Annotated in this window: 23 protein-coding genes; 11 read left to right on the top strand and 12 right to left on the bottom strand. The window is 60.0% G+C overall.

Translation table 11 applies throughout. The features are described from left to right. Positions 1-2: 2 nt before the first annotated feature. The 5 genes from yidD to AB9K35_RS18055 all read right to left on the bottom strand — a co-directional run bounded on the left by yidD (position 3) and on the right by AB9K35_RS18055 (position 2,886). Complete coding sequence (gene yidD / locus AB9K35_RS18035; protein WP_369928216.1) at positions 3-413, bottom strand: membrane protein insertion efficiency factor YidD; 411 nt, start codon at positions 411-413, stop codon at positions 3-5. Then, a complete protein-coding gene (locus AB9K35_RS18040) occupies positions 410-1,114 on the bottom strand; it encodes a hypothetical protein (protein WP_369928218.1) in 705 nt (234 codons plus the stop codon). The genes yidD and AB9K35_RS18040 overlap by 4 nt, the downstream gene beginning before the upstream one ends. A 71-nt stretch (positions 1,115-1,185) precedes the next feature. After that, the gene (locus AB9K35_RS18045; RefSeq protein WP_369928219.1) at positions 1,186-2,073 is read right to left on the bottom strand and encodes a recombinase family protein; all 888 of its coding nucleotides are present in this window, start codon (positions 2,071-2,073) and stop codon (positions 1,186-1,188) included. Beyond that, positions 2,064-2,579, bottom strand: a complete 516-nt coding sequence (locus tag AB9K35_RS18050) for a hypothetical protein (protein ID WP_369928221.1) — start codon at positions 2,577-2,579, stop codon at positions 2,064-2,066. Before AB9K35_RS18050 ends, AB9K35_RS18045 begins: the two co-directional genes overlap by 10 nt. A gap of 1 nt (position 2,580) precedes the next feature. Continuing rightward, positions 2,581-2,886 (bottom strand): hypothetical protein, encoded by a 306-nt coding sequence (locus tag AB9K35_RS18055; RefSeq protein ID WP_369928223.1) that lies wholly within the window; start codon positions 2,884-2,886, stop codon positions 2,581-2,583. 372 nt (positions 2,887-3,258) lie between these two features. Here AB9K35_RS18055 and AB9K35_RS18060 point away from each other — a divergent pair, with 372 nt between their 5' ends. Next, positions 3,259-4,446, top strand: coding sequence for a hypothetical protein (locus AB9K35_RS18060; RefSeq protein WP_369928224.1), 1,188 nt, complete (start codon positions 3,259-3,261; stop codon positions 4,444-4,446). 20 nt (positions 4,447-4,466) lie between these two features. On the opposite strand, the gene AB9K35_RS18065 is transcribed toward AB9K35_RS18060, so the two are convergent. From AB9K35_RS18065 to AB9K35_RS18075, 3 genes are all read right to left on the bottom strand, one after another. Beyond that, positions 4,467-5,711 (bottom strand): PD-(D/E)XK nuclease family protein, encoded by a 1,245-nt coding sequence (locus AB9K35_RS18065; RefSeq protein ID WP_369928226.1) that lies wholly within the window; start codon positions 5,709-5,711, stop codon positions 4,467-4,469. A gap of 70 nt (positions 5,712-5,781) precedes the next feature. Continuing rightward, a complete protein-coding gene (locus tag AB9K35_RS18070; RefSeq protein WP_369928228.1) occupies positions 5,782-6,177 on the bottom strand; it encodes a hypothetical protein in 396 nt (131 codons plus the stop codon). Between the two features lie 275 nt (positions 6,178-6,452). Next, a complete protein-coding gene (locus AB9K35_RS18075; RefSeq protein ID WP_369928230.1) occupies positions 6,453-7,103 on the bottom strand; it encodes a hypothetical protein in 651 nt (216 codons plus the stop codon). Between the two features lie 171 nt (positions 7,104-7,274). Between AB9K35_RS18075 and AB9K35_RS18080 the strand changes: the two genes are divergently transcribed. Next, the gene (locus tag AB9K35_RS18080; protein WP_369928232.1) at positions 7,275-9,473 is read left to right on the top strand and encodes a S8 family serine peptidase; all 2,199 of its coding nucleotides are present in this window, start codon (positions 7,275-7,277) and stop codon (positions 9,471-9,473) included. Positions 9,474-9,515: 42 nt separating this feature from the next. Here the strand turns inward: AB9K35_RS18080 and AB9K35_RS18085 are convergent, their stop codons facing one another. Then, positions 9,516-10,163, bottom strand: a complete 648-nt coding sequence (locus AB9K35_RS18085) for a winged helix-turn-helix domain-containing protein (protein WP_369928234.1) — start codon at positions 10,161-10,163, stop codon at positions 9,516-9,518. 235 nt (positions 10,164-10,398) lie between these two features. On the opposite strand from AB9K35_RS18085, the gene AB9K35_RS18090 reads away from it, so the two are divergent. The 9 genes from AB9K35_RS18090 to AB9K35_RS18130 all read left to right on the top strand — a co-directional run bounded on the left by AB9K35_RS18090 (position 10,399) and on the right by AB9K35_RS18130 (position 17,812). Beyond that, positions 10,399-11,493: a flagellar basal body P-ring protein FlgI gene (locus AB9K35_RS18090; RefSeq protein WP_369928237.1), complete on the top strand. Its 1,095-nt coding sequence runs from the start codon at positions 10,399-10,401 to the stop codon at positions 11,491-11,493. Between the two features lie 277 nt (positions 11,494-11,770). Continuing rightward, positions 11,771-12,286, top strand: a complete 516-nt coding sequence (locus AB9K35_RS18095) for a hypothetical protein (protein WP_369928239.1) — start codon at positions 11,771-11,773, stop codon at positions 12,284-12,286. Between the two features lie 133 nt (positions 12,287-12,419). After that, on the top strand, positions 12,420-13,364 hold the full coding sequence (locus AB9K35_RS18100) for a flagellin (protein ID WP_369928241.1): 945 nt from the start codon (positions 12,420-12,422) through the stop codon (positions 13,362-13,364). Between the two features lie 240 nt (positions 13,365-13,604). Beyond that, positions 13,605-14,543 carry a flagellin gene (locus AB9K35_RS18105; protein WP_369928243.1) on the top strand — a complete coding sequence of 313 codons (939 nt, stop codon included), beginning with the start codon at positions 13,605-13,607 and terminating at the stop codon, positions 14,541-14,543. 87 nt (positions 14,544-14,630) lie between these two features. Next, complete coding sequence (locus AB9K35_RS18110) at positions 14,631-15,026, top strand: flagellar biosynthesis regulator FlaF (protein WP_027234450.1); 396 nt, start codon at positions 14,631-14,633, stop codon at positions 15,024-15,026. Further along, on the top strand, positions 15,026-15,448 hold the full coding sequence (locus tag AB9K35_RS18115) for a flagellar biosynthesis repressor FlbT (protein ID WP_369928245.1): 423 nt from the start codon (positions 15,026-15,028) through the stop codon (positions 15,446-15,448). The genes AB9K35_RS18110 and AB9K35_RS18115 overlap by 1 nt, the downstream gene beginning before the upstream one ends. Beyond that, complete coding sequence (locus AB9K35_RS18120; protein ID WP_369928247.1) at positions 15,445-16,254, top strand: DUF1217 domain-containing protein; 810 nt, start codon at positions 15,445-15,447, stop codon at positions 16,252-16,254. The genes AB9K35_RS18115 and AB9K35_RS18120 overlap by 4 nt, the downstream gene beginning before the upstream one ends. A 149-nt stretch (positions 16,255-16,403) precedes the next feature. Beyond that, entirely contained in the window at positions 16,404-17,144 is a 741-nt protein-coding gene (locus AB9K35_RS18125) for a hypothetical protein (RefSeq protein ID WP_369928249.1), read from the top strand. Further along, entirely contained in the window at positions 17,114-17,812 is a 699-nt protein-coding gene (locus AB9K35_RS18130) for a hypothetical protein (RefSeq protein WP_369928250.1), read from the top strand. The genes AB9K35_RS18125 and AB9K35_RS18130 overlap by 31 nt, the downstream gene beginning before the upstream one ends. Before the next feature lie 115 nt (positions 17,813-17,927). Here AB9K35_RS18130 and AB9K35_RS18135 read toward each other — a convergent pair whose 3' ends face one another. The 3 genes from AB9K35_RS18135 to AB9K35_RS18145 all read right to left on the bottom strand — a co-directional run bounded on the left by AB9K35_RS18135 (position 17,928) and on the right by AB9K35_RS18145 (position 20,179). Next, on the bottom strand, positions 17,928-18,617 hold the full coding sequence (locus AB9K35_RS18135; protein ID WP_369928252.1) for a nucleotidyl transferase AbiEii/AbiGii toxin family protein: 690 nt from the start codon (positions 18,615-18,617) through the stop codon (positions 17,928-17,930). A gap of 9 nt (positions 18,618-18,626) precedes the next feature. Continuing rightward, positions 18,627-18,890 (bottom strand): hypothetical protein, encoded by a 264-nt coding sequence (locus AB9K35_RS18140; RefSeq protein ID WP_369928254.1) that lies wholly within the window; start codon positions 18,888-18,890, stop codon positions 18,627-18,629. A gap of 272 nt (positions 18,891-19,162) precedes the next feature. After that, entirely contained in the window at positions 19,163-20,179 is a 1,017-nt protein-coding gene (locus tag AB9K35_RS18145; protein WP_369928256.1) for a flagellar motor switch protein FliG, read from the bottom strand. Positions 20,180-20,190 lie beyond the last annotated feature (11 nt).

Below are 20,190 nucleotides of genomic sequence, written 5' to 3' on the forward strand. Positions count from 1 at the left end.
GGTTAAAACCCGTCGCACCCGCAAGCACATCCATCACACCCTTTGCAGGTCGCAGAACATCCGTCATCACAGGACGGGCTTTGCGCCTTTCCGAGGCGAGGAACATCACCGCAACCGTCTGTGATGTCGGGCAGCAGGGGATCGCAGTCGCACATCGCCGCTTCATTGCGGCACCCTCGTCCCGGCTTTCTGCGCCGCTGCCGGATACCTTCAGCGGCAGTGGAGCAATCTTTGAAGCGCTGCCTGATCAGGGGCATAGCCCCGAAAAACCCAATCTCACGGATTTTCTCTTTCGCAAATCCTGAGCAGCCGGGGCCGCCATTGGCAACGCGGTAGGCGCAGGAATAGCCTTTGCGAGGGGAAATGAAGGTCTGATAGAACCAGATGCCGGCCAGAGAGAGTTTGGAAATCATTGACCGTCCTCCAAGGGCGCAGTCGCCTGAGCGATTACATCTGGCAGGAACAGTTCGACATCGGTCTCGATGGAATGTTGAATTAGACTTTTCGCATGTTCACCTCGGCTCTTCCAAATGCTAGCGCCGTATTTGGCAACTAGGTAGCCATTCGTAAGAGCCATAAGCCCACCCAGGAATAGCGCCAAAGACCGAGACTCTGTGACTTCAAACATGTACGCCATCGAACAGCCATAAATCACAGCGGCAATAACGGCGACCACCACATGACCCCCGAAATCGCCATCAAGTGGCGTATGGCCAGCTTCGATTTTTTCAAGACAAATGGCGGAGACATCCGGTGCTTCGACATCAAGATAGGCGGCCGGACCACTAATCCGACTGTCCGTCAGGGCATAGAAACCACGCGCTTGAACACCATACCGGGTCTGCTGGAAGACAACACATGCCCGGCCTGCAGGCAGCTCCATTACGGCACCCTTGTGAAGAAACAGCGCCTGTTCCAAGTGATACGTCGCGGTTGGCGTGAACTTCAGCACTCGACCTGAGATCTTGCGTTCATCAATGAACTCCTCATGCACTGCCATAAGATCCCTGACACGGGTTACAGGAACAGCTGAGGCGGTTTCCCGGCTGCTGGGATTCAAGATGTGCAGATGCTCGTTGTGGTTAACGAGCGGCGGCTTTTTCAAATCGACCATTGGTAATGCCCTTTATCTATTTTCGCAAATACACTCGCAGGAGCCAGTGAGGTTTGCAATTCAAAAACAGCCTAGCTTAACAGGCCCCGGGTTTTAGCCCGATCCAGCAGCATCTTCACCGAGGAGGCGGACCATTTCGACCGGCCGCGCGGTGTACGCTCATGCATGGCTTCCAGCCGGTCAGCAATCTGAGCGAGCGTCATGTCAGGCGCGGCGCCCGCGATGCCGGCGATAATCGCCAGAAGCCGGTCATCTGTATCCTTGCGGGGCGCGCGTTCGAGAACAGCGGGATCCATCAGCCCTTCCCGCACATAGCGCCTGACGGCGCGCTTCAGGCGCTCGATAGACCACTTTCGGGCATCGGCTGGCAGCTTGGCGTTGATGATGCGTGTCACGTCTTCCCAAGGCATATCGGGCCGCAGCCTGCGGACCTCGGGAACCCATTGGCTGGCGCTGCGCTCTAGTTTGCTGAAATGCGCCTGGTCCCGGGCGTACCGGACCTTACGGATGGCTTCAGGATCCTGGGACCGCAAGCCGGGGTTGCCGCCGATGCGGCCCTCGGACCGCGCTGAGCGCAATCCGGACAGGGTTCGCTCCCGGATAAGGGCCCGCTCAAGCTCAGCGGCCGCCCCAAGCACCTGCAGGGTGAACTTCCCCTGCGGGCTGGAGGTGTCGACCGGATCGCGGAGCGATTTGAAATGCGCCCCCTTGGCTTCGAGGCCCTCGATCACCTCAAGCAGATGAGAAAGGGATCGAGCCAGACGGTCCAGCCGGACAACAACCAGCGTGTCGCCCGCTTTCAAGCTGTCGCAGAGATGGCGCAGGGCAGGGCGCTCGCGGCTGCCGCCGGAGCCATGCTCCTCATGGACTTCGGTGCAACCGGCCGCGCGCAGTTCCTGCACCTGGGCGGCATTGGACTGCTCGTCCGTCGAGACCCTTGCGTAGCCGATCAGGGGCATTGCAGCTCCGCATCGTTCAGTTCCGGCGACAGGGCAGGGAGCAAACGGTCGGCGGCCTGGCGCGGCAGCAGCACGGCCGCCCTGATGGAAACTGGGCCCTGCCACATTTCAACGATCGACTCCCAGCCATCTCGGATCTCATCCGGGCAGCCGGGCTCATCCACGGCTTGCTTGAAAGCTGTAAAGATGCGGGCTACCTCACGGGCCCGGAGCCGGACGGCTCCGTCCGGCAGCTCCCGGCCGGCCCAGCCCGCCACGAGATCAGGGATGATGGTCTCAGGATCGATGCGAGACTGATCCTCTACCCAAAGCCGGTCGAAAAGAGACCGGCCTTGCGGGGTCAGGTACCAGCAGTCATCCTGCAGTTTGCGCTTGCCGCCCTGGTTGGGCTTGGCGAGGCCGCGGGCTTTGAGCAGGTTCAGCGCGGAAGAGGACAACTCGTTGAGAGGGGCCATGCCCTCATTCTCGCCGACCCACATCAGCGCGGCAGTTTCTTTCGGCCCCATGTCACGCCGCCTCCATTTCGTTTTCCGGGATGATCAGCGGGTCATAGACGGCCAGCTTTGCCTTCGCTGCCTGAATGTCCGCGAGGATCAGGCGCTCGAGTTCCTGCTCAGAATAGCTGATGGCGGCCTCTTCGGAACCCAGCCCGGATTTGCTGCGCTCATTGACCACCGCGAACCACTCCCCGTCCAGCACTGAGCGGAAAATCCGCGCTTCATTACCGCCCGGCAGCAGCACACGGCGGCTGGTCGGGTTGGGATCATCGATCTTCGACCAGGAGAAGGTGAGATTGAGTTTGACGGGTGCCATCTTGCGTCCTCCTGGCCCGGCTGCGCCTATCCGTTTTTCGCATATTGGCAGAGGCGCGCGACAAATTCAATATCATAAGTCATTCTCAACCAGTCGTTTGTAAACGCCTGCAAAGGCGGCTCTCTCTCGTCGACCTGAGGCACGGCTGGCGCCCGTTTGGGCGATGAGCCCAATGAAATAAGGCTGTCAGACATATGAGCGCCCGCGCCGACGTATCATCGGGATTTCGACCGTCCGTCCGGCAGGGGAGGGCGGGCCGCTGCCGTTTGATATGGCCTGAAATCCTATTAGGCAATGGAATGAAATGTTGATTGACGTTCCATAAGAGCAGATAACCAAACGCAAATAGTTGAAATAAATTAGTGAGGACAGATGACCTTCGGGAGCCCTTTCGATCTGGTTTTAGCCGCCGAAGTCAGGGCTTCCCGCATTGAGGGCCACCTGGCGGCGGATCCGGTGATTGCAGCGCAGTGGCGCAGCGAGGCCGCGGTGGCCGAAGCGGCCGCATCGATTGGACTGGAGGATCTGCGCCTGTCGGAAACTGATCTCCTCGTGCGGGTCAGTGAAAACCCGGAAACCCACGCGGATGTCAGGGCGATCGAGGATGCGCTTTCGGTCCTGCGGTTTTTGCGGGCGCCGGGCGACCCGGCTAATGAGCCGCTATCGGTGCTCGACCGGATCGCCAGGCTATCAGCGCGTGCAGAGACCTATGAGCCGCTGCCGGAGGTGGATGACGAGATGGTGCAGGTGTTTGCGCAGTGCCGCGGCCGCGCGCCTCTGCTGGAAGCCATCCGCGCCAGTGCCCACTATGCGGCGCTGACCGAACGGCGCAGCCCGGTTGCGGAGCGGCTGGTGTTTGCGGCCGCCGAGCATTTGTCGCGCAGCCGTGTTCTCGGCGGTGCATCGCGGGATCGCCACATGGATGATCCGCTGCGGGGGCTCGGTGGGCGCGTCGATGCATCCTGGGTAATCCTGCCCTCGCTTGCGCTGACGCGGATGCGGTTCCGGATCTGGTCACCGCTGAATCCCAAAGCGGTTCAGGAATTGCTTCAGGGGATCGGGGGCATCCTCGACCAGGAGCTGGGCCGGGTGATCACCATTCGGGCGTGGCGGGAAAAGGCCGCCATGGCCGCGCGGGGCAAAAGCCGCCGCTCCCGCCTGCCGGATGCGGTAGATGCCTTCGGCATTGAACCGGTCATGACCTCGCAGGCGCTGGCGGACCGCCTGGGTATCACGCAGCGCGGCGCGATCAATCTCCTCGGGGAGCTGGTCGAGCTGGGGCTTATCGTAGAGATGACGCGCCGGCGTTCGGCCCGGATCTGGGCCACCCCGGGTCTGGCCGCATTGCTGGGCAGGCGGGCGGAGCCTGCCGGACGTGCCGCTCCCGCCGCAGGTCTTGCGGCCCGCGGCAGTGCTGGCCTGCCTCAAGCGGGGCAGGGCAGGGCCGGGGAGGCGCGCCGCATCAAAGAGGAGAACAAGGCCGCGGTGGAAAGGGCGCTTGCGGACTTCGATGCGGTGCTGGAACAGGTCGATGGAATTCTGGGTAAGCGCGGCAGGTAAGCTTCCGGCGCTCTGAGCGATTACGTCGAGGGCGCCTCGAAGTCATATCGGTTCAATGCCTCATCCAGAGCTGGCAAGCTTCTGGCAAAAAGGGCAGCAAGCTTCATCCGAATAGTGTTCACCGTATCTTGGTCCAGGCCATCTGAAATGATCTTCTCCACCTGCCGCTTGCCCAACAGGGAAATGCTGAACATGGTTGTGTATCGGTTCGTAAGAGATCGCGCTTTCTTGAAGCCCTCCAGCTCAACACTTTCCAAGGCGCCATAGATTGCCTGGCGGGCTTCAGCCTGGCCGGGGCCGATCGCGATCTTGACCGTCGCGCCGTCCTCGCCGGCGAGAACTTCTATCAGCAGGATCCTATTTGTGGGCGTCCAGCCTTCGCCTTTGTGCATAGCCTCCATCCGATCCCAATTTGGGATGGCAAGGTACACCCAGTTGGAGCGAATGCTGTCCACGTCGATGGTCAATCCGCCGCCGACCTCTTTGAGGTGCGCGTTCATGACTTCAAGAGCTTCTGCGTCGGTCAGGGCCTTCAGGAGATCTTGGGCCGGGTTCGGCTTTCTGGCCAAGAGAAACTCCAGCGCGTTTTTATGTTGCGCCCAGATCTTTTGAGCGAGTTCATCGAGGACGGGGTCTTCCAAGTATCTTCTCCTCAGCATCTGAATGTATGATGCAAGCATGATGCGCGCTGTGGGGTGGCCGATTTCCTTCCTCACAACGACATCCAAATTCTCCAAGAGATCTGCGAAACCAACATCGATCCACTCCTTGGCACTAGAAGCATCTTGCCTCACGGTCAGGAAGAAAAAGAAATGCCGTGCCGCGGGCCAGGTTTCTTCAACAATTTTCCGGTAGCGATCGAGTTGGCCTGTGCTTTCCCCGGCTTCGACCTTCAGCTCAATCGCAAAGACGATTTCAGGGCTCGTGGCGGTTTTGGGAAGCCTGAGCAGCAAGTCTATGTGCCGCCACTCCCTCATAACCTCGATGCCTCCGAGGTCGGACAGATGCAGCCGCAACAACAGCTCAGGCTCGCCAGCCGACGCGAGCAGCGTCTCAAGGAGCGCGCGGGTGCAGGCGTCATCGAAACCATGCGGGCGGGTTGGATCGACGATATCGGCTAGAAAGTTGGAATGGCGGATCTCCATCCTCGCAACGGACAGCGCCTCAAAAGGACAGTAGACGTCGAGGCTGTTGGTGAGCCCGAGGAAATCCTCTGACTTCATGATCAGTGCGGACAAGTCTGCTGCTTCAATCGTCTTATTCAAGCAACGCCTCCTAATAGGCTAGCGATTTCATATGTTACTATCTCCCCCTCCTTACGAAGGGGAGCTTCGCCTAGTTCTTCTCGATTAGGTTCTGATGGCGTCGCAGCAGGAGTGGAATTCCGGTCCCACGCCACCAGTTGAGAGATACCATCCCGCTGGACATCCCTCCATGAGCAAACATTGGAACCGTGGGATCCGTTGATGCCTTGTCGATATCGGCGCCGGTCAGTTCGTGGAAGAGTGCCTTGATATGGTTCTCGAAAGATGGCTCCGAGTCACATTCATCTTCCAGGCGCTCATAGTTCATCTGCGCCGCCAGCGCGCTCCAGAGGTAGGGATCGCCTCGCAATCCCCAGCTGCTGGGCATGGGGAAGAACAGATCGCCGAGCGTCAGCAATCTGGAGCCTCGGGCCTCTTCGAGCTCTTTTTGAAATTCCGGGGAGTGCCTGAAATTCTTGATTGCCATAATTATGCTTCCTGGTCGGGCCAAACGCGCAGGCACCGGCTTTTAGATTGCTGCCGTCCGAATGCGGACCCTTGTGAAGTCGGTCGTTTGACGATCGCGTAAACAGCAATCCTGACGTGGCCTTCACCGGAGATCTTGGCTTGTCGGGGCTGCAACTTCAAGCTGCGAAAGTTTCTCGGAAATTGGCAAGCTTAACGTCGGACGGTCAGAGCCCGGCAAGAACGCCGACGAAACACATAGCTCCCCCTCGATCGATGAGGGGGAGCTATGTGGCATCAGTTCGCGTAGATGATCGCGTTCACTTTATACCACACAGTGTCCGTCGCATTGGGGTCACTTGCTTCCCGAAAGAAGCTGATGTTGCACCATCCAGTTTCCGGCGGCTTATAATCAGCGAGAACAGGTTGCGATGCTGCGCGAGCCTGTTCCACTGTAGGCTGTCCCAAAGTCGGGAACGGCCATTTGCCGCCATCATGGAATTGAGGTTTTACGCCACTCTTCAAGACGCAGTGATCTTCAGGATAGCCACTGTAAGTGGGCGCTTTGTACCCAGCCTCCTCGTGGAATGTCTTGTTGATCACAGGGAAGCGATGACCAGGTATTCCCCCCTCATCGCTCCACTTTTGATAGGCGAAGGCTCCAATAACACCCCCTGACACGCATTCGGAGACATAGATACTGTCCATATCTGCGATGTTGTTGAGGAAGGCGCCGGTGCCAGAACTCCATTCAGATCTGCTGTGGACAGGAACATTAATGGGAGTTTTCCCATCATTTTTCACAATTTTACAGATTCCGAACATATCGATCTCTGCAGATTTGCCTGCATTGATCCTAACGCTATCTTCTGCGGTGGCTATTTGGGCCAAACCCAATGTGGCTACGCTGGAAGCTAGCGCTAACTTAACAAAGTAAGTTGCGCGCATATCGTGCTCCAAGCTTTTCACCGTTACGGCAGTGTCAGCGCCTGTATGACGCGACAGAGGTTAACCTACGCCATGAAAGATGCGAAAACCACAGTTGCTGAGAAAAAACGTGCATCAGAATTTGCGATAATCTAACCTTGCCTTTGAATAAACGTCGCTAATGGAGCCTCTATGACGTCCCGTGCTCTTCTTTTGATTTCGGTAGCCCTGCTCAGCGCCTGTAAGGGCGGCTCTGATGAAACCGCCGGAGGGGTCGACATCGGTCCGCCCCCGGCGCCGGACGTCGGTGACGGCAGCTGGACGCGCGGCTTCGTCGAGAGCTTTGACGCCGACAAGGTGCAGGCCGTGCGCAGCCTGGCAGGCTTCATTGCCAACAATGTGGCGTACCGGTTCCGGATCGATGGGCATCCGGAATTTTCCGAGACCCGGACGGTCAGGTCGAACGCGCTGCAGGCGGCCAGACTCGACTACGCGTTGTCCACCGGCCTTACCGGCGCAGGGCAAGTCGTAGCCATGGTCGATGATGGCATCTTCGCCGGACACGAGCAGTTCAGCGGAAAGTCGATCGCCATTGAAGGCAGCGCCGGGTCGGGCGAGCACGGGACAGCAGTTGCCTCCGTTATTGCCGGGACCGGCCAGGGCGGCGGTGCCCTGGGTTTTGCCCCGGCAGCAGACCTTTATGTCGGTACGATGGATTTCACCCACATGGTTGATTGGCGCCAGCAGGCAGGTTTTCTCAAGGGGGCGAAGGCGGCCGGTGCGATTGCGATCAACAATTCCTGGTCGATCGACTACGATCTCGGTCAAGGCCCCTCCCGCGACCTGTTCGCGGGAAGCGCGGGGCAGGAGTATATCGCGGCGCTCCGCGACTATGCGAAAAACGGTATCGTGATCTTCTCCATGCAGAATGAATACGACGCCACCCATGCTCATGCGATGGCGGCATTGCCGCTGTCCTATCCCGATCTCGAGCAGAGCTTCCTGACGGCTGTGAATGCCATTCCCGAATTTGATGACGACCGGATCATCTCCGCGACCCGTATCTCTGCCGGATGCATGGAGACCGGCCGTTACTGCCTGACCGGCAATGGCCAGATCCTGACGGCGAAGAATGGCGGTGCGGACAGCTATGGCATCTCCACCGGGACCAGCTTTGTGGCCCCGCAGGTGGCCGGTTCGATGGCGCTGCTGGCTGAGGCGTTTCCGGATCTTACGCCGCAACAGCTCCGGGCGCGTCTTCTGGTGACCGCGGACAACAGCTGGTTCCAAACCACAGGCGAAGTCGATTTTGCGGACGGCATCAGTCACGGGTACAACAGCGAATTCGGACACGGCTTCATCAACCTCCGAGATGCGCTTCTGCCGATCGGGTCTACGGGCATCCCCATGGGTGCCGGCAGCGGAGCGGACATGCTTGCCCTGGGGCGTGCGGCGGTCGCAGCCAGCCCGATGAGCGGCAAGGCGGTTACCGCGTCCCTCTCCTCAGCATCGGTCGTGGCGATCGACGCGCTCGATGGGGTATTCACCTTGCGGGCAGACGCGGTTGCCGCAGATGCGGGGCGCATCAATTTGAATGAGTACCGGCTGGCCTCGTTCATGGCGCCCGATTTCCAGCGGTCGCGGGAGGCAAAGAACAAAGGGCTCCGTTCCGGCGGGACCTACTTCGCAGGCTCGGGCATGGCAAACGCGCCTGACGCCCTCAGCATGGCCGGTATCTCCGATCATCCCGTTCTGGCAAATGAACGATCAGTCATCAGTCTCTTGACTGACGGGGAGGGCTCGTTCGGTTTGGATTACCTGAAAGGCTTCGAGCTGCGTAATGGCAGCTTCGAGCTGGGCTTAACAGCCCTGCAGGAGCGCGGCTCCGTTATGGGAATGACCGTCCCAGGACATGAGGCGTCCATCACAGGAAACACGTTTGAAATCGGAGCGGCCATTTCAAAGCGGTTTGCCGATAGGGCCGGCTTCCGCCTTGAGGGCCGATATGGCTTGGCTGAAGGGAACGGTGCAGGTCTGGTCCGAGGGTTTGAGGGACTTGCCTATGATGAGCTCAGTGTTGCCTTAGATCTGGCCGACGTCGCCGCTGCCGGGGACGTCGTGTCCCTGTCGGCGACAAGGCCCGCGGGTTTCTCTGGCGGTCATATCAACATGCGGCTGCCGGTCGCAGCAACCGCCGGGTCCGTTGCTTTTGCGAATATGGAAGCGGACGTATCATCCAGCAGCCGCCAGCTTGATTTCGCAATCGAATATGCAGCTCCTGCAGGAAGGCTAGGCGAATTGCGGCTTGCTGCGATTTCCACTTTGAATTCAGGCCACGTCGCAGGCGAAAGTGATCAAGCCGTTCTGTTCGGCTTCAGCTCCCGGTTTTGAACGCGCAACGTCGGCCGCGCTGCGGCCGACGGATCGGGCTTATTATTCTACCGTCTCGGCAAGAGAATAACCACGGCCGTTGTGGGTGCGGATCCAGCTACCCGCGCCCGGTGCGCTCGCCCCCAGTTTCCGGCGCAGCTTGCAGATATGAACATCCAGCGCCTTCATATAGGGTTGGTATTCAGCGAAAGCGTAAAGCGCGTCAAAGAGCGTCTCCCTTCGCACGACCTTGCCAATGTTCAAGGCCAGGTTCTTCAGGATGGCGTTCTCGCTGGCGGAGAGGCGAACCGTTTCCCCGTTCACATCCGGATCCCTGCCGTCCAGATAAACCGTCAGGTTCCCGGTTCGAACCTCCGGAGTTCGCAGATTGAACTGCTTGCGAGAGATCGCGCGGAGGCGGGCAGCGACCTCGGCCGGCTCACAGGCGCCCCCGACGACATCATCCGCTCCTGCATCAAGCGTGCGCGCGACGGCTTCGCCCGAAAGCCCATCCTGCAGAATGAGCAATGGGCTCATGGTCCCGGAAGAACGCAATTTGCGCACATTGCGCGCAGCATCCGCATCCGGCGCCAGGCCAAGGATGATGGGCAGCAAGCCTGACGCGTTCTCATCCAAACCCGCAGCTCCGCTGCGGATCGCGGCCTCCGGCAAGACGGCGGGCAGGAACCCTTCAGCTTTCAGCGCGCCCATCAGCCGCGTCAGCCGGGCCTGGACCGGGTCATGCAAAATTACACGCATCGGGCATCCTTCTGGAACTTGCGAAAAATCATGAATAGGTTACAGTGCCCGGCTGTAAGGGTTCAATGCAGGGCGCGATACCGGGGGACGGTTGTCCACAATTTGGCACCGGGACTGACCGGCGGTCGATGCCTTGCCGCGAACTGAAGATTCCCCGCACTGCGGGAGCCAAATGGATGCTGAATTGATGCTCAAAAGACTTCTTCTTGCCTTGTCGATTGCCCTGACAGCCGGGGCAGGGCAGGCTGAGGTCCGCCTGAAGGATATCGTGAATTTCGAGGGTGTCCGCTCGAACCAGCTGATCGGCTACGGTCTGGTCGTTGGCCTGGACGGAACTGGCGACAGTATGCGCAATTCGCCGTTTACGCGAAAATCAATCGAGGGGATGCTTTCCCGGCTGGGCGTTGGCAACCTGAGCGGCGAAGACCTCAACACCAAGAATGCCGCCGCGGTCATGGTGACTGCGGAATTGCCCCCTTATGCGCGCCGGGGCAGTGAAATCGACGTCAGCATCTCATCCCTGGGGGATGCAAGTTCACTGCGGGGCGGCACCCTTCTGGTCACCCCGCTCTCCGGGGCCGATGGCGAGATCTATGCGGTGGGCCAGGGTCCGCTTGCTGTTGGGGGCTACAACGTGCAAGGCGCGGCCGCCGAGGTCACAAATGGCGTACCCACAGTGGCTCGGATCGAAAACGGCGCCACCGTCGAGAAGGAGGTCGGCTTTGATCTGCGGCAGATGGACAGCATCCGGCTCGCGCTGCGGAACCCTGATTTCACAACTGCGGTCCGCATCAAGGATGTGATCAACGAAGTATCCGGCGTTGCCAAAGCGGTCACACTGGATCCTGGCACCGTCGAAGTGCGTCTCACGGGCAAGGCGGATATTCCGGAAATGCTGGCCATGATCGAAAACCTGACCGTTGAGCCTGACTCTCCGGCCAAAGTTGTGATCGACGCCAAATCCGGAACGATCGTCATCGGGTCAGACGTGCGCATCGACGAGGTTGCGATCAGCCAGGGCGGGCTTACGGTCAGCGTTACGGAAAGCGCGGCGGTCAGTCAGCCTGCGCCGATCACCATCGGTGAAACCGTGATTGTTCCGGCGACTGATATCGAGGTTCAGCAGAAGGCCTCAGGTTTTGCCGTGGTAGGCGGCCAGGTCAGCTTGCGGCAGCTGGTCGACGGCCTGAATGATATCGGCATCGGGGCACAGGAGATCATCTCCATCCTGCAAGCGATCAAGGCGGCGGGCGCCCTGCATGCCGAGTTGGAGATCATCTGATGGACGCGAAGATTTCTGCTCCCGCCAGCGCCACGCCTCTCGTTGAAGTGACCCGCAGCCGGGATCCGGCAGCTGTGGCGGCTACCGAGTTCGAGGCCGCGTACTTGGGATCGGTGTTCTCAAGTATGCTCGAACATGCCTTGCCCAATCCGGCGGGCGGACATGGCGAGGAAATGTTTCGCGGCGTGCTTGCCAGCGCGCTTGCTCAGGAAGTCGCAGAGGCGGGCGGTATTGGCATTGCCGGTTCGATTGAAGCCCAGATCAAGGAGTATACGAAATGATCGGCGTCCCGCCCGCATCGGCGCTTTCCCGCCTCGGCCTGCGCCTCAGTGAGCGCAAAGCGCGCCAGGGCTCCAGCACATCCGGCCTGACGCAGGAAGATGAGGCGAACCTGGAAGACTTTGAGACGATTGTCTCGAACATGATTGAATTCCTGCGGAAAGAGCAGAATGCGCTGGCCGCGAATGACATCGGCCGCGTCGCCTCATACTTTGAGGAGAAGGTCAAACTTCTGGAAGCGATTGAGCGCCGCCAGCCGGTTGTCGAACCCTTCCTGACGGCGGATGTGCCAGTCGCCGTTCAGCTTCGCAACCTCATCAAGGAGCTCTCCGAGCAGATTGCCACCAATGAACGGCTCTTGCGGGGTATGGCCGAAGCCTCACGCACGATCGTCAATGAGATCGAGCACCTGCGTAACCGCCAGAGCCTGAAGGGGGTCTACGACAAATCCGGCCAACTCCGCGGGGATGTCTCCGTCCAATCGGCGGCGAAAGGCTTTGAAAAGAAATACTGAGCGCGCAGCAATCTGCGAAAATGGAAACCATTTGGAAACCTGACCCACACTTCCACTTCTTGTCCGGGTGATGCCCGGCAGCCGGAGAGAATGACCGGCGAGCTGAAGCAAGAAGCAAAGGATCGAGATCCAGATGACCTCCATCAACACAAACTCCTCCGCAATGAACGCACTGCAGGCTCTGCGTGAAGTCAACAACGATCTGTCGACCACGCAGGACCGTATTTCGTCCGGCCTGAAGGTCGGTTCGGCCAAAGACAGCGCGGCCTACTTCCAGATCTCTGAGACCATGAAGGGCGACAGCTCGGCGTACTCCTCGATCAACGAAGGTCTGACCCTGACCAAGAACTCGGTCGCGACCGCGCGCCTGGGCGCCGAAACCATCCAGGACCTGTCTCAGCAGTTCCTCGACAAGATGGCCTTTGCGCAGGGCGCAACCGGCGGCCATGCCGAAATCGAAAACGACCTGAACGAGCTGGTCAAGCAGATGGAGACCACGCTCAGCCAGTCGACCTTCAATGGCGACGATATGCTGGGCGCGGGCACCTATGGCACTGCTGACATCACCGCGGCCGTTGTCGACAACACCGACGGCAGCTTCACCTCCGTGTCGACCAACGCCAATGCCACCGTCGGCGTGACCCGTGACGTTGTGACCGGCATCAGCCGTGCGGGCGGCGCCTATGCCACCACGGATATCCAGGTCGGCACCTATGACATGGCGAAGCTGGTGACGGACTTCAAAGCGCTGGCGACCAACTTCGAAACCAACGCGACCGATGCCACCAACGGTGCTGCCTTCCTCGCCGGCGCCCTGGCCTCGACCGAAAGCGTTGTGGACAATGTGACCGACGTTGCCACCAAGCTCGGCCAGTCCGAGAAGTCGATCGAGAACCAGCAGACCTTCCTGAACAAGCTGACCGACAATATCGACGGCGGCGTGGGCGCAATGATCGATGCGGACATGGAAGAAGAGGCGGCCCGCCTGAAGGCGCTGCAGACCCAGCAGCAGCTGGCCACGCAGTCCCTGTCCATCGCCAACCAGGCGCCGGGCAACGTCATGAGCCTGTTCCAGTAATCACTGGTCCATCTCGCGGAAAAATCCTGACCCGGCCTTGGGAAACCAAGGCCGGGCTTTCTTGTTGGCGGAGGGTCTTCAAGGCGGTGTTTTCCTTTTTTTGCCCGACCGTGTGATTTTGCGAAAACAGAAACCAGATGGAAACCTTGGCTTCCCTTCTCCTTTTTGACCGGGCGCTGCCCGGGCGCCGGAAGAACCACCGGTGAGCTGAAGCAAGAACGCATAAGGATTGAAATCCAGATGACCTCGATCAACACCAACTCCTCCGCAATGAACGCCCTGCAGGCACTGCGTGAAGTCAACAACGACCTGTCGACCACGCAGGACCGCATCTCGTCCGGCCTGAAGGTCGGCTCGGCCAAGGACAGCGCGGCGTACTTCCAGATCTCCGAGACCATGAAGGGCGACAGCTCGGCATACTCGTCGATCAACGAAGGCCTGACCCTGACCAAGAACTCGGTCGCCACCGCACGCCTGGGCGCCGAAACCATCCAGGACCTGTCCCAGCAGTTCCTCGACAAGGTGGCCTTTGCGCAGGGTGCAACCGGCGGCCATGCCGAAATCGAAAACGACCTGAACGAGCTGGTCAAGCAGATGGAAACCACCCTCAGCCAGTCGACCTTCAACGGTGACGACATGCTGGGTGCTGGCTCCTATGCGGCTGGCAGCGTGGCCGGCGCAGCGGTCAACGGCGCGACCGGTGTTCTGACCCTGGGTGCGAACGGTGATGCGACCGTGGGCGTGACCCGTGACGTCGTGACCGGCATCAGCCGCGCAGGCGGCGCCTATGCCACCACCGACATCCAGGTCGGCACCTACGATATGGCCGAGCTGGTCGACGGCTTCAAAACCCTGGCAACCGGCTTTGCGGCCAACGCAACCGCGGCGACCGGCGCAGCCTTCCTGTCCGGCGCTCTGACCGCCACTGAGGGTGTCGTGGACAGCGTGACCGACATCGCGACGAAGCTGGGTCAGTCCGAAAAGTCGATCGAGAACCAGCAGACCTTCCTGAACAAGCTGACCGACAACATCGACAGCGGCGTTGGCGCCATGATCGATGCGGACATGGAAGAAGAGGCGGCCCGCCTGAAGGCGCTGCAGACCCAGCAGCAGCTGGCGACCCAGTCCCTGTCGATCGCCAACCAGGCGCCGGGCAACGTCATGAGCCTGTTCCAGTAAGCGCAGGCTTGACTTGAAGACGGAAAGCCCGACCCGCACAGGGCCGGGCTTTTTTTGATCCCAGACCCTCCACCAGAAGGTGATATCATGAGCCTCGCAGCCTACAAAAAGACCCTCAAGACAACTGAGACGCCGCGCGCAATGGAGCGCCGGATCCTCAACCAGATCAACGCACGCCTCCTGGCGCAACAGGAGGAATATGACACGGCGGCCGAGGGAGGCCCGCGCCTGGGCATTCTTGCAGGCACTCTGCGGCAGGCGGTGCATGACAATCTGCGCCTTTGGCTTGCCTACAAAGCCGATCTGTCAAACCCGAACAATGCGCTTCCCGAGGAGATGCGGGCGAACCTGCTGTCCCTGGCGATCTATGTCGAGAACCAGACCGGCCTGATCATGAAGGGCCGCGGAACGATCAAAGCGCTGATCGATGTGAACAAGCCGATCATCGATGCGCTGACGGGTAAAAGCGCGGAGGCGGTCTGATGGGCCTGGTATTGAAGGTGAAAGCCGGAGACCGGCTGGTCATCAATGGCGCGGTGCTGCGCAATATCGGCAAGAGCCAGATGGTGGTGGAAGTCGAGAACCGCTCTGACGTTCTGCGCGGTGAGGAAATCCTGGGTGAAGCCGGGGCCTGCACGCCGGTGCGCCGGCTTTGCCACATGATCCAGCTTGCGATGGTGAGCCGTGAGGGGCGCGGGAAAATCCTGCCGCGCATTCATGCGGCCTTCGAAGATCTTTCTGAGATCATGGCCAAGAGCCACGGCAGCGTCTTGAGCGAGGCTCTCACCAAGGTGGGCGAGGACAATTTCTATGCCGCATACCGGCTGCTGCTGCCGGTCATCAAATACGAGGATGAGCTGCTGGCAATTGCGGCTCGGACCGGCCAGGAAGGAAGTGGGTCATGATTTCAACGAGCGGCCTGTCGCCATTGGCCGGTATCAGCCTGGTGCGCGAAAACCGGGAAGTGTTCGAGGCTGACATTCAGCGTGATCCGACGTCCAAACGGGAGATTGAAGCCTTCCGGGAACGCATCAGCGGGATCCAGACGGTTGATGAGCTGGCGGAAGATTACCAGGTCTTCAGCTTCGTGATGAAGGCGTTCGGTCTGGAGGAGGAGACCTACGCAAAGGCGAAGATGAAGCAAATCATGACCTCGGACCCGGATGACAAGGGCTCTCTGGTCAAGCGCCTTTCGGATGCAAAATACGACAGTCTGAACGAGGAAATGGGGTTCTCGGCCGATGGTATCGCCGGGGGCAATTTCAGTGACCCGGACTGGATCGATTCAATGGTCGAGCGCTATACCGACCAGCGCCTGATTGACACCCAGTCCGAGGAGAATGAGCATGTCGGGCTGGCGCTGACATTCGAGCAGAAGATCTCCGGCATGACCAGCTGGTACAAGGTGCTGGCGGACGAGGAGATGAACGACTTCTTCATGACCGCGTTCGGGCTTCCGGATACGGCGGCAAACGCCAGCATTGATGCCCGCAAGGCCATGTTCGAAAAGCGGATGCCAATCGAAGATCTGCAAAAGCCGGAAGTCCAGGAGAAGCTGATCCGCCAGTTCTCCGCCTTTGCCGATGTGATCAAGAGCCAGGAGACCCAGAACGCCGCGGTCACCCTGTTGAGCAGCGGCTCCGGGAGCTTCAATCAGGTCACGATCGACATCGACATGATCCAGGGCTTCTCCGCATCGCGGCACCTCTGACCGGAAGCGGCCGGACGCCTGGTCCAATGCGCACGCGCTAGCGGTGAGGCTAGCGTCCATCTGCAATCAGTAGCTGCAACCTGGCTCTTCCCGTGCCGGGTTCATCCGCATATTGTGCGCCCTGAGGCATGCGGTGCGGGAATGATTGCGTGGGCACAAAGAGACATCTTGAGCGGATTGAACGCGATCTGACCGGCATTGCCGCCGCAATCACCCAGGTGACCGGGCGCCGCGGGCGGCATGCTGGGCGGATTGCGCAGATCGCAACCGGCAAGGCTGCCGGGGCCGCCGCGATCGGCGGGCTCATGATGTTCATCACCGCCTTCGGAAGCGCCTCGACGGGCACCGCCATCGGCGCGCTCAGCGGCGCGGCCGCAACCTCTGCCAAGCTCTATTTCATCGGCTCCCTGTTCGGCCTGGGGGCGGCCGCGGGCGCGGTTATCCTGCCGGCCGCCGGGGCTGTCCTGGGGCTCATCGCGGTCTTCTTTCTTCGCAGAGCCGTGCTGGGCCGCCCGCGCAAGATCGAGGCGATGGAAGAGTTCGAGGTAAGGGCGCTCTTTGCCAGTTTGCAGCTGGCAGAGGCGGCGAAGGCCGCGCTTGCAAGAGAGGGCGCGGAGCCGTCCAGCGTCGAGCTGAGGATCTATGCCATCGAGGGGCTGTCCCCGTTATGCGATCTGATTGCCAGCCGGCTTCAATCGCCCGCCTGCGGCACAGAAAAGGAGAAGCGATGCCAATCTTTCGGAGAAACCCTGGCCCTGTTGCCACGGTGGAAACTGCGGCGGCACCATCGGCGTCTGTCGCTCCAGGCCGCGAAACTGGGGCGCCGCCGCGGTCAGATCGGTCTTCCCGCCTGGCTTCCGTGGTTATCGCGGTCACGTTTCAGCGGCTGATTGAAGACGCTTCGCAGGGCTGGTCTTTCGAAGAGGATCTGGTGCTGCAGGCGTTGCGAAGGTCGACCCGCAGCCTCAGCGATGCGAGCCCGCAGGAGATCTCCGACTATCTCTCAGGCATGACGCCGGAGCAGCTGCAAGGCGTCGCCTCAAACGTGAAAGGCATCTATCACGAGCTGCTCTTCGTGGAGGCGGAGAACGCGGATTGGGATGAGGTCTCGGCCAAAGTCAAGGAGCTGACAAATCAGCCTGGAGGAGATGTCGAGTTCATCATGGATGGCCAAACCGTTGGCGAGATCCAGCTCAAAGCGGTGACCTCTCAGGCCGATGTGATGGAGCACCTGGCCCGCTATCCGGGCATCGAGATCCGGGTGACGGACGAGGTGGCGGCTGCAATGCCCGGCATTGCCAGCTCCGGATTCTCCAACAGCGATCTGACGCGCGCCGTCGGAGACAGGCTTGCGGAGCTGCAAGGGGAAGGCGTGCTCGATGAGATCGGCGATGGGCTTGCCACGTCGGCCCTTGTCAGCTCGGCTATCATTGCTGGCCGCGTCGTGCGGGGCAAAGACCTGTCCGGCTCCCAGATGAGATCCATTCTGGCCGATGCGGGTGTCGGCGCTGCAACGGCGGCGGTCCTGGATGTTCTGCTATTCCCCCTAACCAGCTGAGCGGATGCCGCGGCCTGTTCCGGCGTGAAAACCGTGTCAGTCCTCGATCAGCTCATCTTTCAAGAAGTCCGGCTCCTGGATCCGGCTGGGGGCGATCTGGAACCGATCTTTCAGGCTACGGGTTAGGCGCGCTCGAGTAGCTCAGTGCGGCCTGCAGCACCTTGATCGTGTCCGCTTGCGAGGTTGCCCGGATATCCTCAAAATCAGAATGGACATTCAACCCGTCAAGGATAGAGGCAACGATTTCCGGCGTATACCCCTCAGCAACCCTTAAGGCATCCTTTACGCGATCAGGGAAGCCATTCAAAGCCTCTGCCAAGTAGTCCACCCCATGACTACGGGCAACGGCTGCAATATCGAACATATCACGCGGCTGGAGGCGGGCGCCCCTGTGGAAGACCTTCTTTGCAATAATCTCGGCGGGCGTCTCAAGATCAACCATCACCCCGCGCACTTCCTGACTTACAGTCTCCCCTTCAAGAACCGGGAGGCAGCAAATGAAGTCAATTTCACCGACGCCATCAAAAACAATTTTCAAGCTCTGAGTGCCGTCCGTCTCATAGCTGCTTGGCGCGATTGATAGATTATATTCCTGCGTCTCAGGATTGAGGTAGGGGAGTACCTGCGGGTCGTCGATGAACAGGTCGATGTCATGACTCTCCCGATGGTCGATCTGAAGCATGAGAGCCGTTCCGCCCCCAAAGGTCCAGCTGCTTACGGCCGTGAAGTCCTTGTTAGCCTGCGCGATGATAGAGACCGCGACGTCAAACAATTCAGCCCAACGGCTAGGGGAGGGCGTGTTCATGAGGCAGGATTATGCGGCTAGGGCAAGCGGGAATGGACAGGATGCCTGAAAATGGTCCGCGACCAATTTGACACTCTGATCAGACAAGCCCATCTCTGCCACAAATGCTTTCTGAAGATCCGGGGCTACCTCAGAGAAGAAGGAGAACACCGGCCCCATCACTGCGCCCGCGGCTTCAATGCTGCTAATGCCCACAGCAAGCTCATGCGCGGAAACATTCGCGCTATACGGCGCGTTCACGGTGCCCAGGATTTTCGACGCTGAGGGCGTCATGTCTGTTCTCTCTCACTTCAGGATGCCACGCAGGGTGACAAATCGTCATGATTTATACACCGCCCAGGTCACAACGGTCAATAACGGACAGCATCGGACAGCATCAGGTGGTATCGGAATAAAGATAGTAACGAAAACCCGTTAATAAACCCCCCAACCGCACCCGGCAATAGCCCATCCCCCTAAAGGGGGAATGAGCCCCGCCCCACGGCAAGCGCCCCATGCCACCAGGCAGAAACTGGCCGCGGCCAGTTCTCTGCGTGAACAGCGTGTCAGTCCTCAATCAGCTCATCTTCATTGCTGGGCAGGCGAATGACCTCCTGCCGGGCGAGGTCGTTGGTGATGTCGATGAGCGACGCCTGGGCTTCCCGGGTTTCGCGGGCAAGGACCGCGCCCATCTCCTTCATTTCGGTTTCCAGCATCTCCCGCATACGCTGGGTCAGGGCGGACATGAACGCATCGCGCACCTCTGCCTTGGCGCCGCGCAGAGCGAGGGCAAGCGTGTTGCCCTCCGCCATGCGCATGATGCGCTGCAGGGCCGCACCATCCAGTTTGACCATGTCGTCGAAGGTGAACATCTTCTTCTTGATCGCTTCCAGCTCTTCCGGAATGCGGCTCTCCAGCTCACTGGAAAGGCCCTCGAAGGCATTGGCGTCCATCTTGTTGAACATGTCCGCAAGGCGCTGATGCGGGTCGACGTTGGACTTGCGGGTTGCCGCGCTCAGGAAGTCGCTCGCGATCACCGCCTCAAGGTTTTCGACCACGTTGCGCGAAAGCGTTCCGAGGCCCACCATCCGCATGGTGATCTCGCCCATCCGCTCAGGGCCGAACAGCGGCAGAACACGGGCTGAAACGGCCGGCTTCATCTTGGAGAGGATGGCCGCAATGGTCTGATCATGTTCGCCCGACAGCCAGGTTGCAATCGTTTGCTCATTGACAGCCGCAAAGGCATCCCAGACATTCTGCCCGTGAGCCGGTGAGCGCAGATCTCCCAAAATCTCCGAAATGGCGTCGTCGCTCATGATGCCGGAAAGCATCCTTTCGGCAACCTGCACAGAGCCCTCGACACCGGCGCCGCCGGATACCGTTTGGGAGAACTCGCGAATGACCGCATCAACCGTTGCTGCCGGAATGGTGCCGAGCCGGGACATGGCCTGGATGACGGACTGGATTTCGGTGCGGGACATTTTCTTCATCATGGCCGACCCGCGCTCCTCACCGATGCAGAGAAACAGGACGGCCGCTTTTTCAACGCCGGACAGCGGGATATCATCAAGGGCAATTGGCATAAATTAAGAAC

This window comes from Leisingera sp. XS_AS12 (assembly GCF_041224635.1).
Taxonomy (GTDB): Bacteria; Pseudomonadota; Alphaproteobacteria; order Rhodobacterales; family Rhodobacteraceae; genus Leisingera.

Bases quoted from the DNA above. Each gene is read 5' to 3' on its own strand.
- yidD (WP_369928216.1), bottom strand. From the start codon at position 413: ATGATTTCCAAACTCTCTCTGGCCGGCATCTGGTTCTATCAGACCTTC.
- AB9K35_RS18040 (WP_369928218.1), bottom strand. From the start codon at position 1,114: ATGGTCGATTTGAAAAAGCCGCCGCTCGTTAACCACAACGAGCATCTG.
- AB9K35_RS18045 (WP_369928219.1), bottom strand. From the start codon at position 2,073: ATGCCCCTGATCGGCTACGCAAGGGTCTCGACGGACGAGCAGTCCAAT.
- AB9K35_RS18050 (WP_369928221.1), bottom strand. From the start codon at position 2,579: ATGGGGCCGAAAGAAACTGCCGCGCTGATGTGGGTCGGCGAGAATGAG.
- AB9K35_RS18055 (WP_369928223.1), bottom strand. From the start codon at position 2,886: ATGGCACCCGTCAAACTCAATCTCACCTTCTCCTGGTCGAAGATCGAT.
- AB9K35_RS18060 (WP_369928224.1), top strand. From the start codon at position 3,259: ATGACCTTCGGGAGCCCTTTCGATCTGGTTTTAGCCGCCGAAGTCAGG.
- AB9K35_RS18070 (WP_369928228.1), bottom strand. From the start codon at position 6,177: ATGGCAATCAAGAATTTCAGGCACTCCCCGGAATTTCAAAAAGAGCTC.
- AB9K35_RS18075 (WP_369928230.1), bottom strand. From the start codon at position 7,103: ATGCGCGCAACTTACTTTGTTAAGTTAGCGCTAGCTTCCAGCGTAGCC.
- AB9K35_RS18080 (WP_369928232.1), top strand. From the start codon at position 7,275: ATGACGTCCCGTGCTCTTCTTTTGATTTCGGTAGCCCTGCTCAGCGCC.
- AB9K35_RS18085 (WP_369928234.1), bottom strand. From the start codon at position 10,163: ATGGGCGCGCTGAAAGCTGAAGGGTTCCTGCCCGCCGTCTTGCCGGAG.
- AB9K35_RS18090 (WP_369928237.1), top strand. From the start codon at position 10,399: ATGCTCAAAAGACTTCTTCTTGCCTTGTCGATTGCCCTGACAGCCGGG.
- AB9K35_RS18095 (WP_369928239.1), top strand. From the start codon at position 11,771: ATGATCGGCGTCCCGCCCGCATCGGCGCTTTCCCGCCTCGGCCTGCGC.
- AB9K35_RS18100 (WP_369928241.1), top strand. From the start codon at position 12,420: ATGACCTCCATCAACACAAACTCCTCCGCAATGAACGCACTGCAGGCT.
- AB9K35_RS18105 (WP_369928243.1), top strand. From the start codon at position 13,605: ATGACCTCGATCAACACCAACTCCTCCGCAATGAACGCCCTGCAGGCA.
- AB9K35_RS18110 (WP_027234450.1), top strand. From the start codon at position 14,631: ATGAGCCTCGCAGCCTACAAAAAGACCCTCAAGACAACTGAGACGCCG.
- AB9K35_RS18115 (WP_369928245.1), top strand. From the start codon at position 15,026: ATGGGCCTGGTATTGAAGGTGAAAGCCGGAGACCGGCTGGTCATCAAT.
- AB9K35_RS18120 (WP_369928247.1), top strand. From the start codon at position 15,445: ATGATTTCAACGAGCGGCCTGTCGCCATTGGCCGGTATCAGCCTGGTG.
- AB9K35_RS18135 (WP_369928252.1), bottom strand. From the start codon at position 18,617: ATGAACACGCCCTCCCCTAGCCGTTGGGCTGAATTGTTTGACGTCGCG.
- AB9K35_RS18140 (WP_369928254.1), bottom strand. From the start codon at position 18,890: ATGACGCCCTCAGCGTCGAAAATCCTGGGCACCGTGAACGCGCCGTAT.
- AB9K35_RS18145 (WP_369928256.1), bottom strand. From the start codon at position 20,179: ATGCCAATTGCCCTTGATGATATCCCGCTGTCCGGCGTTGAAAAAGCG.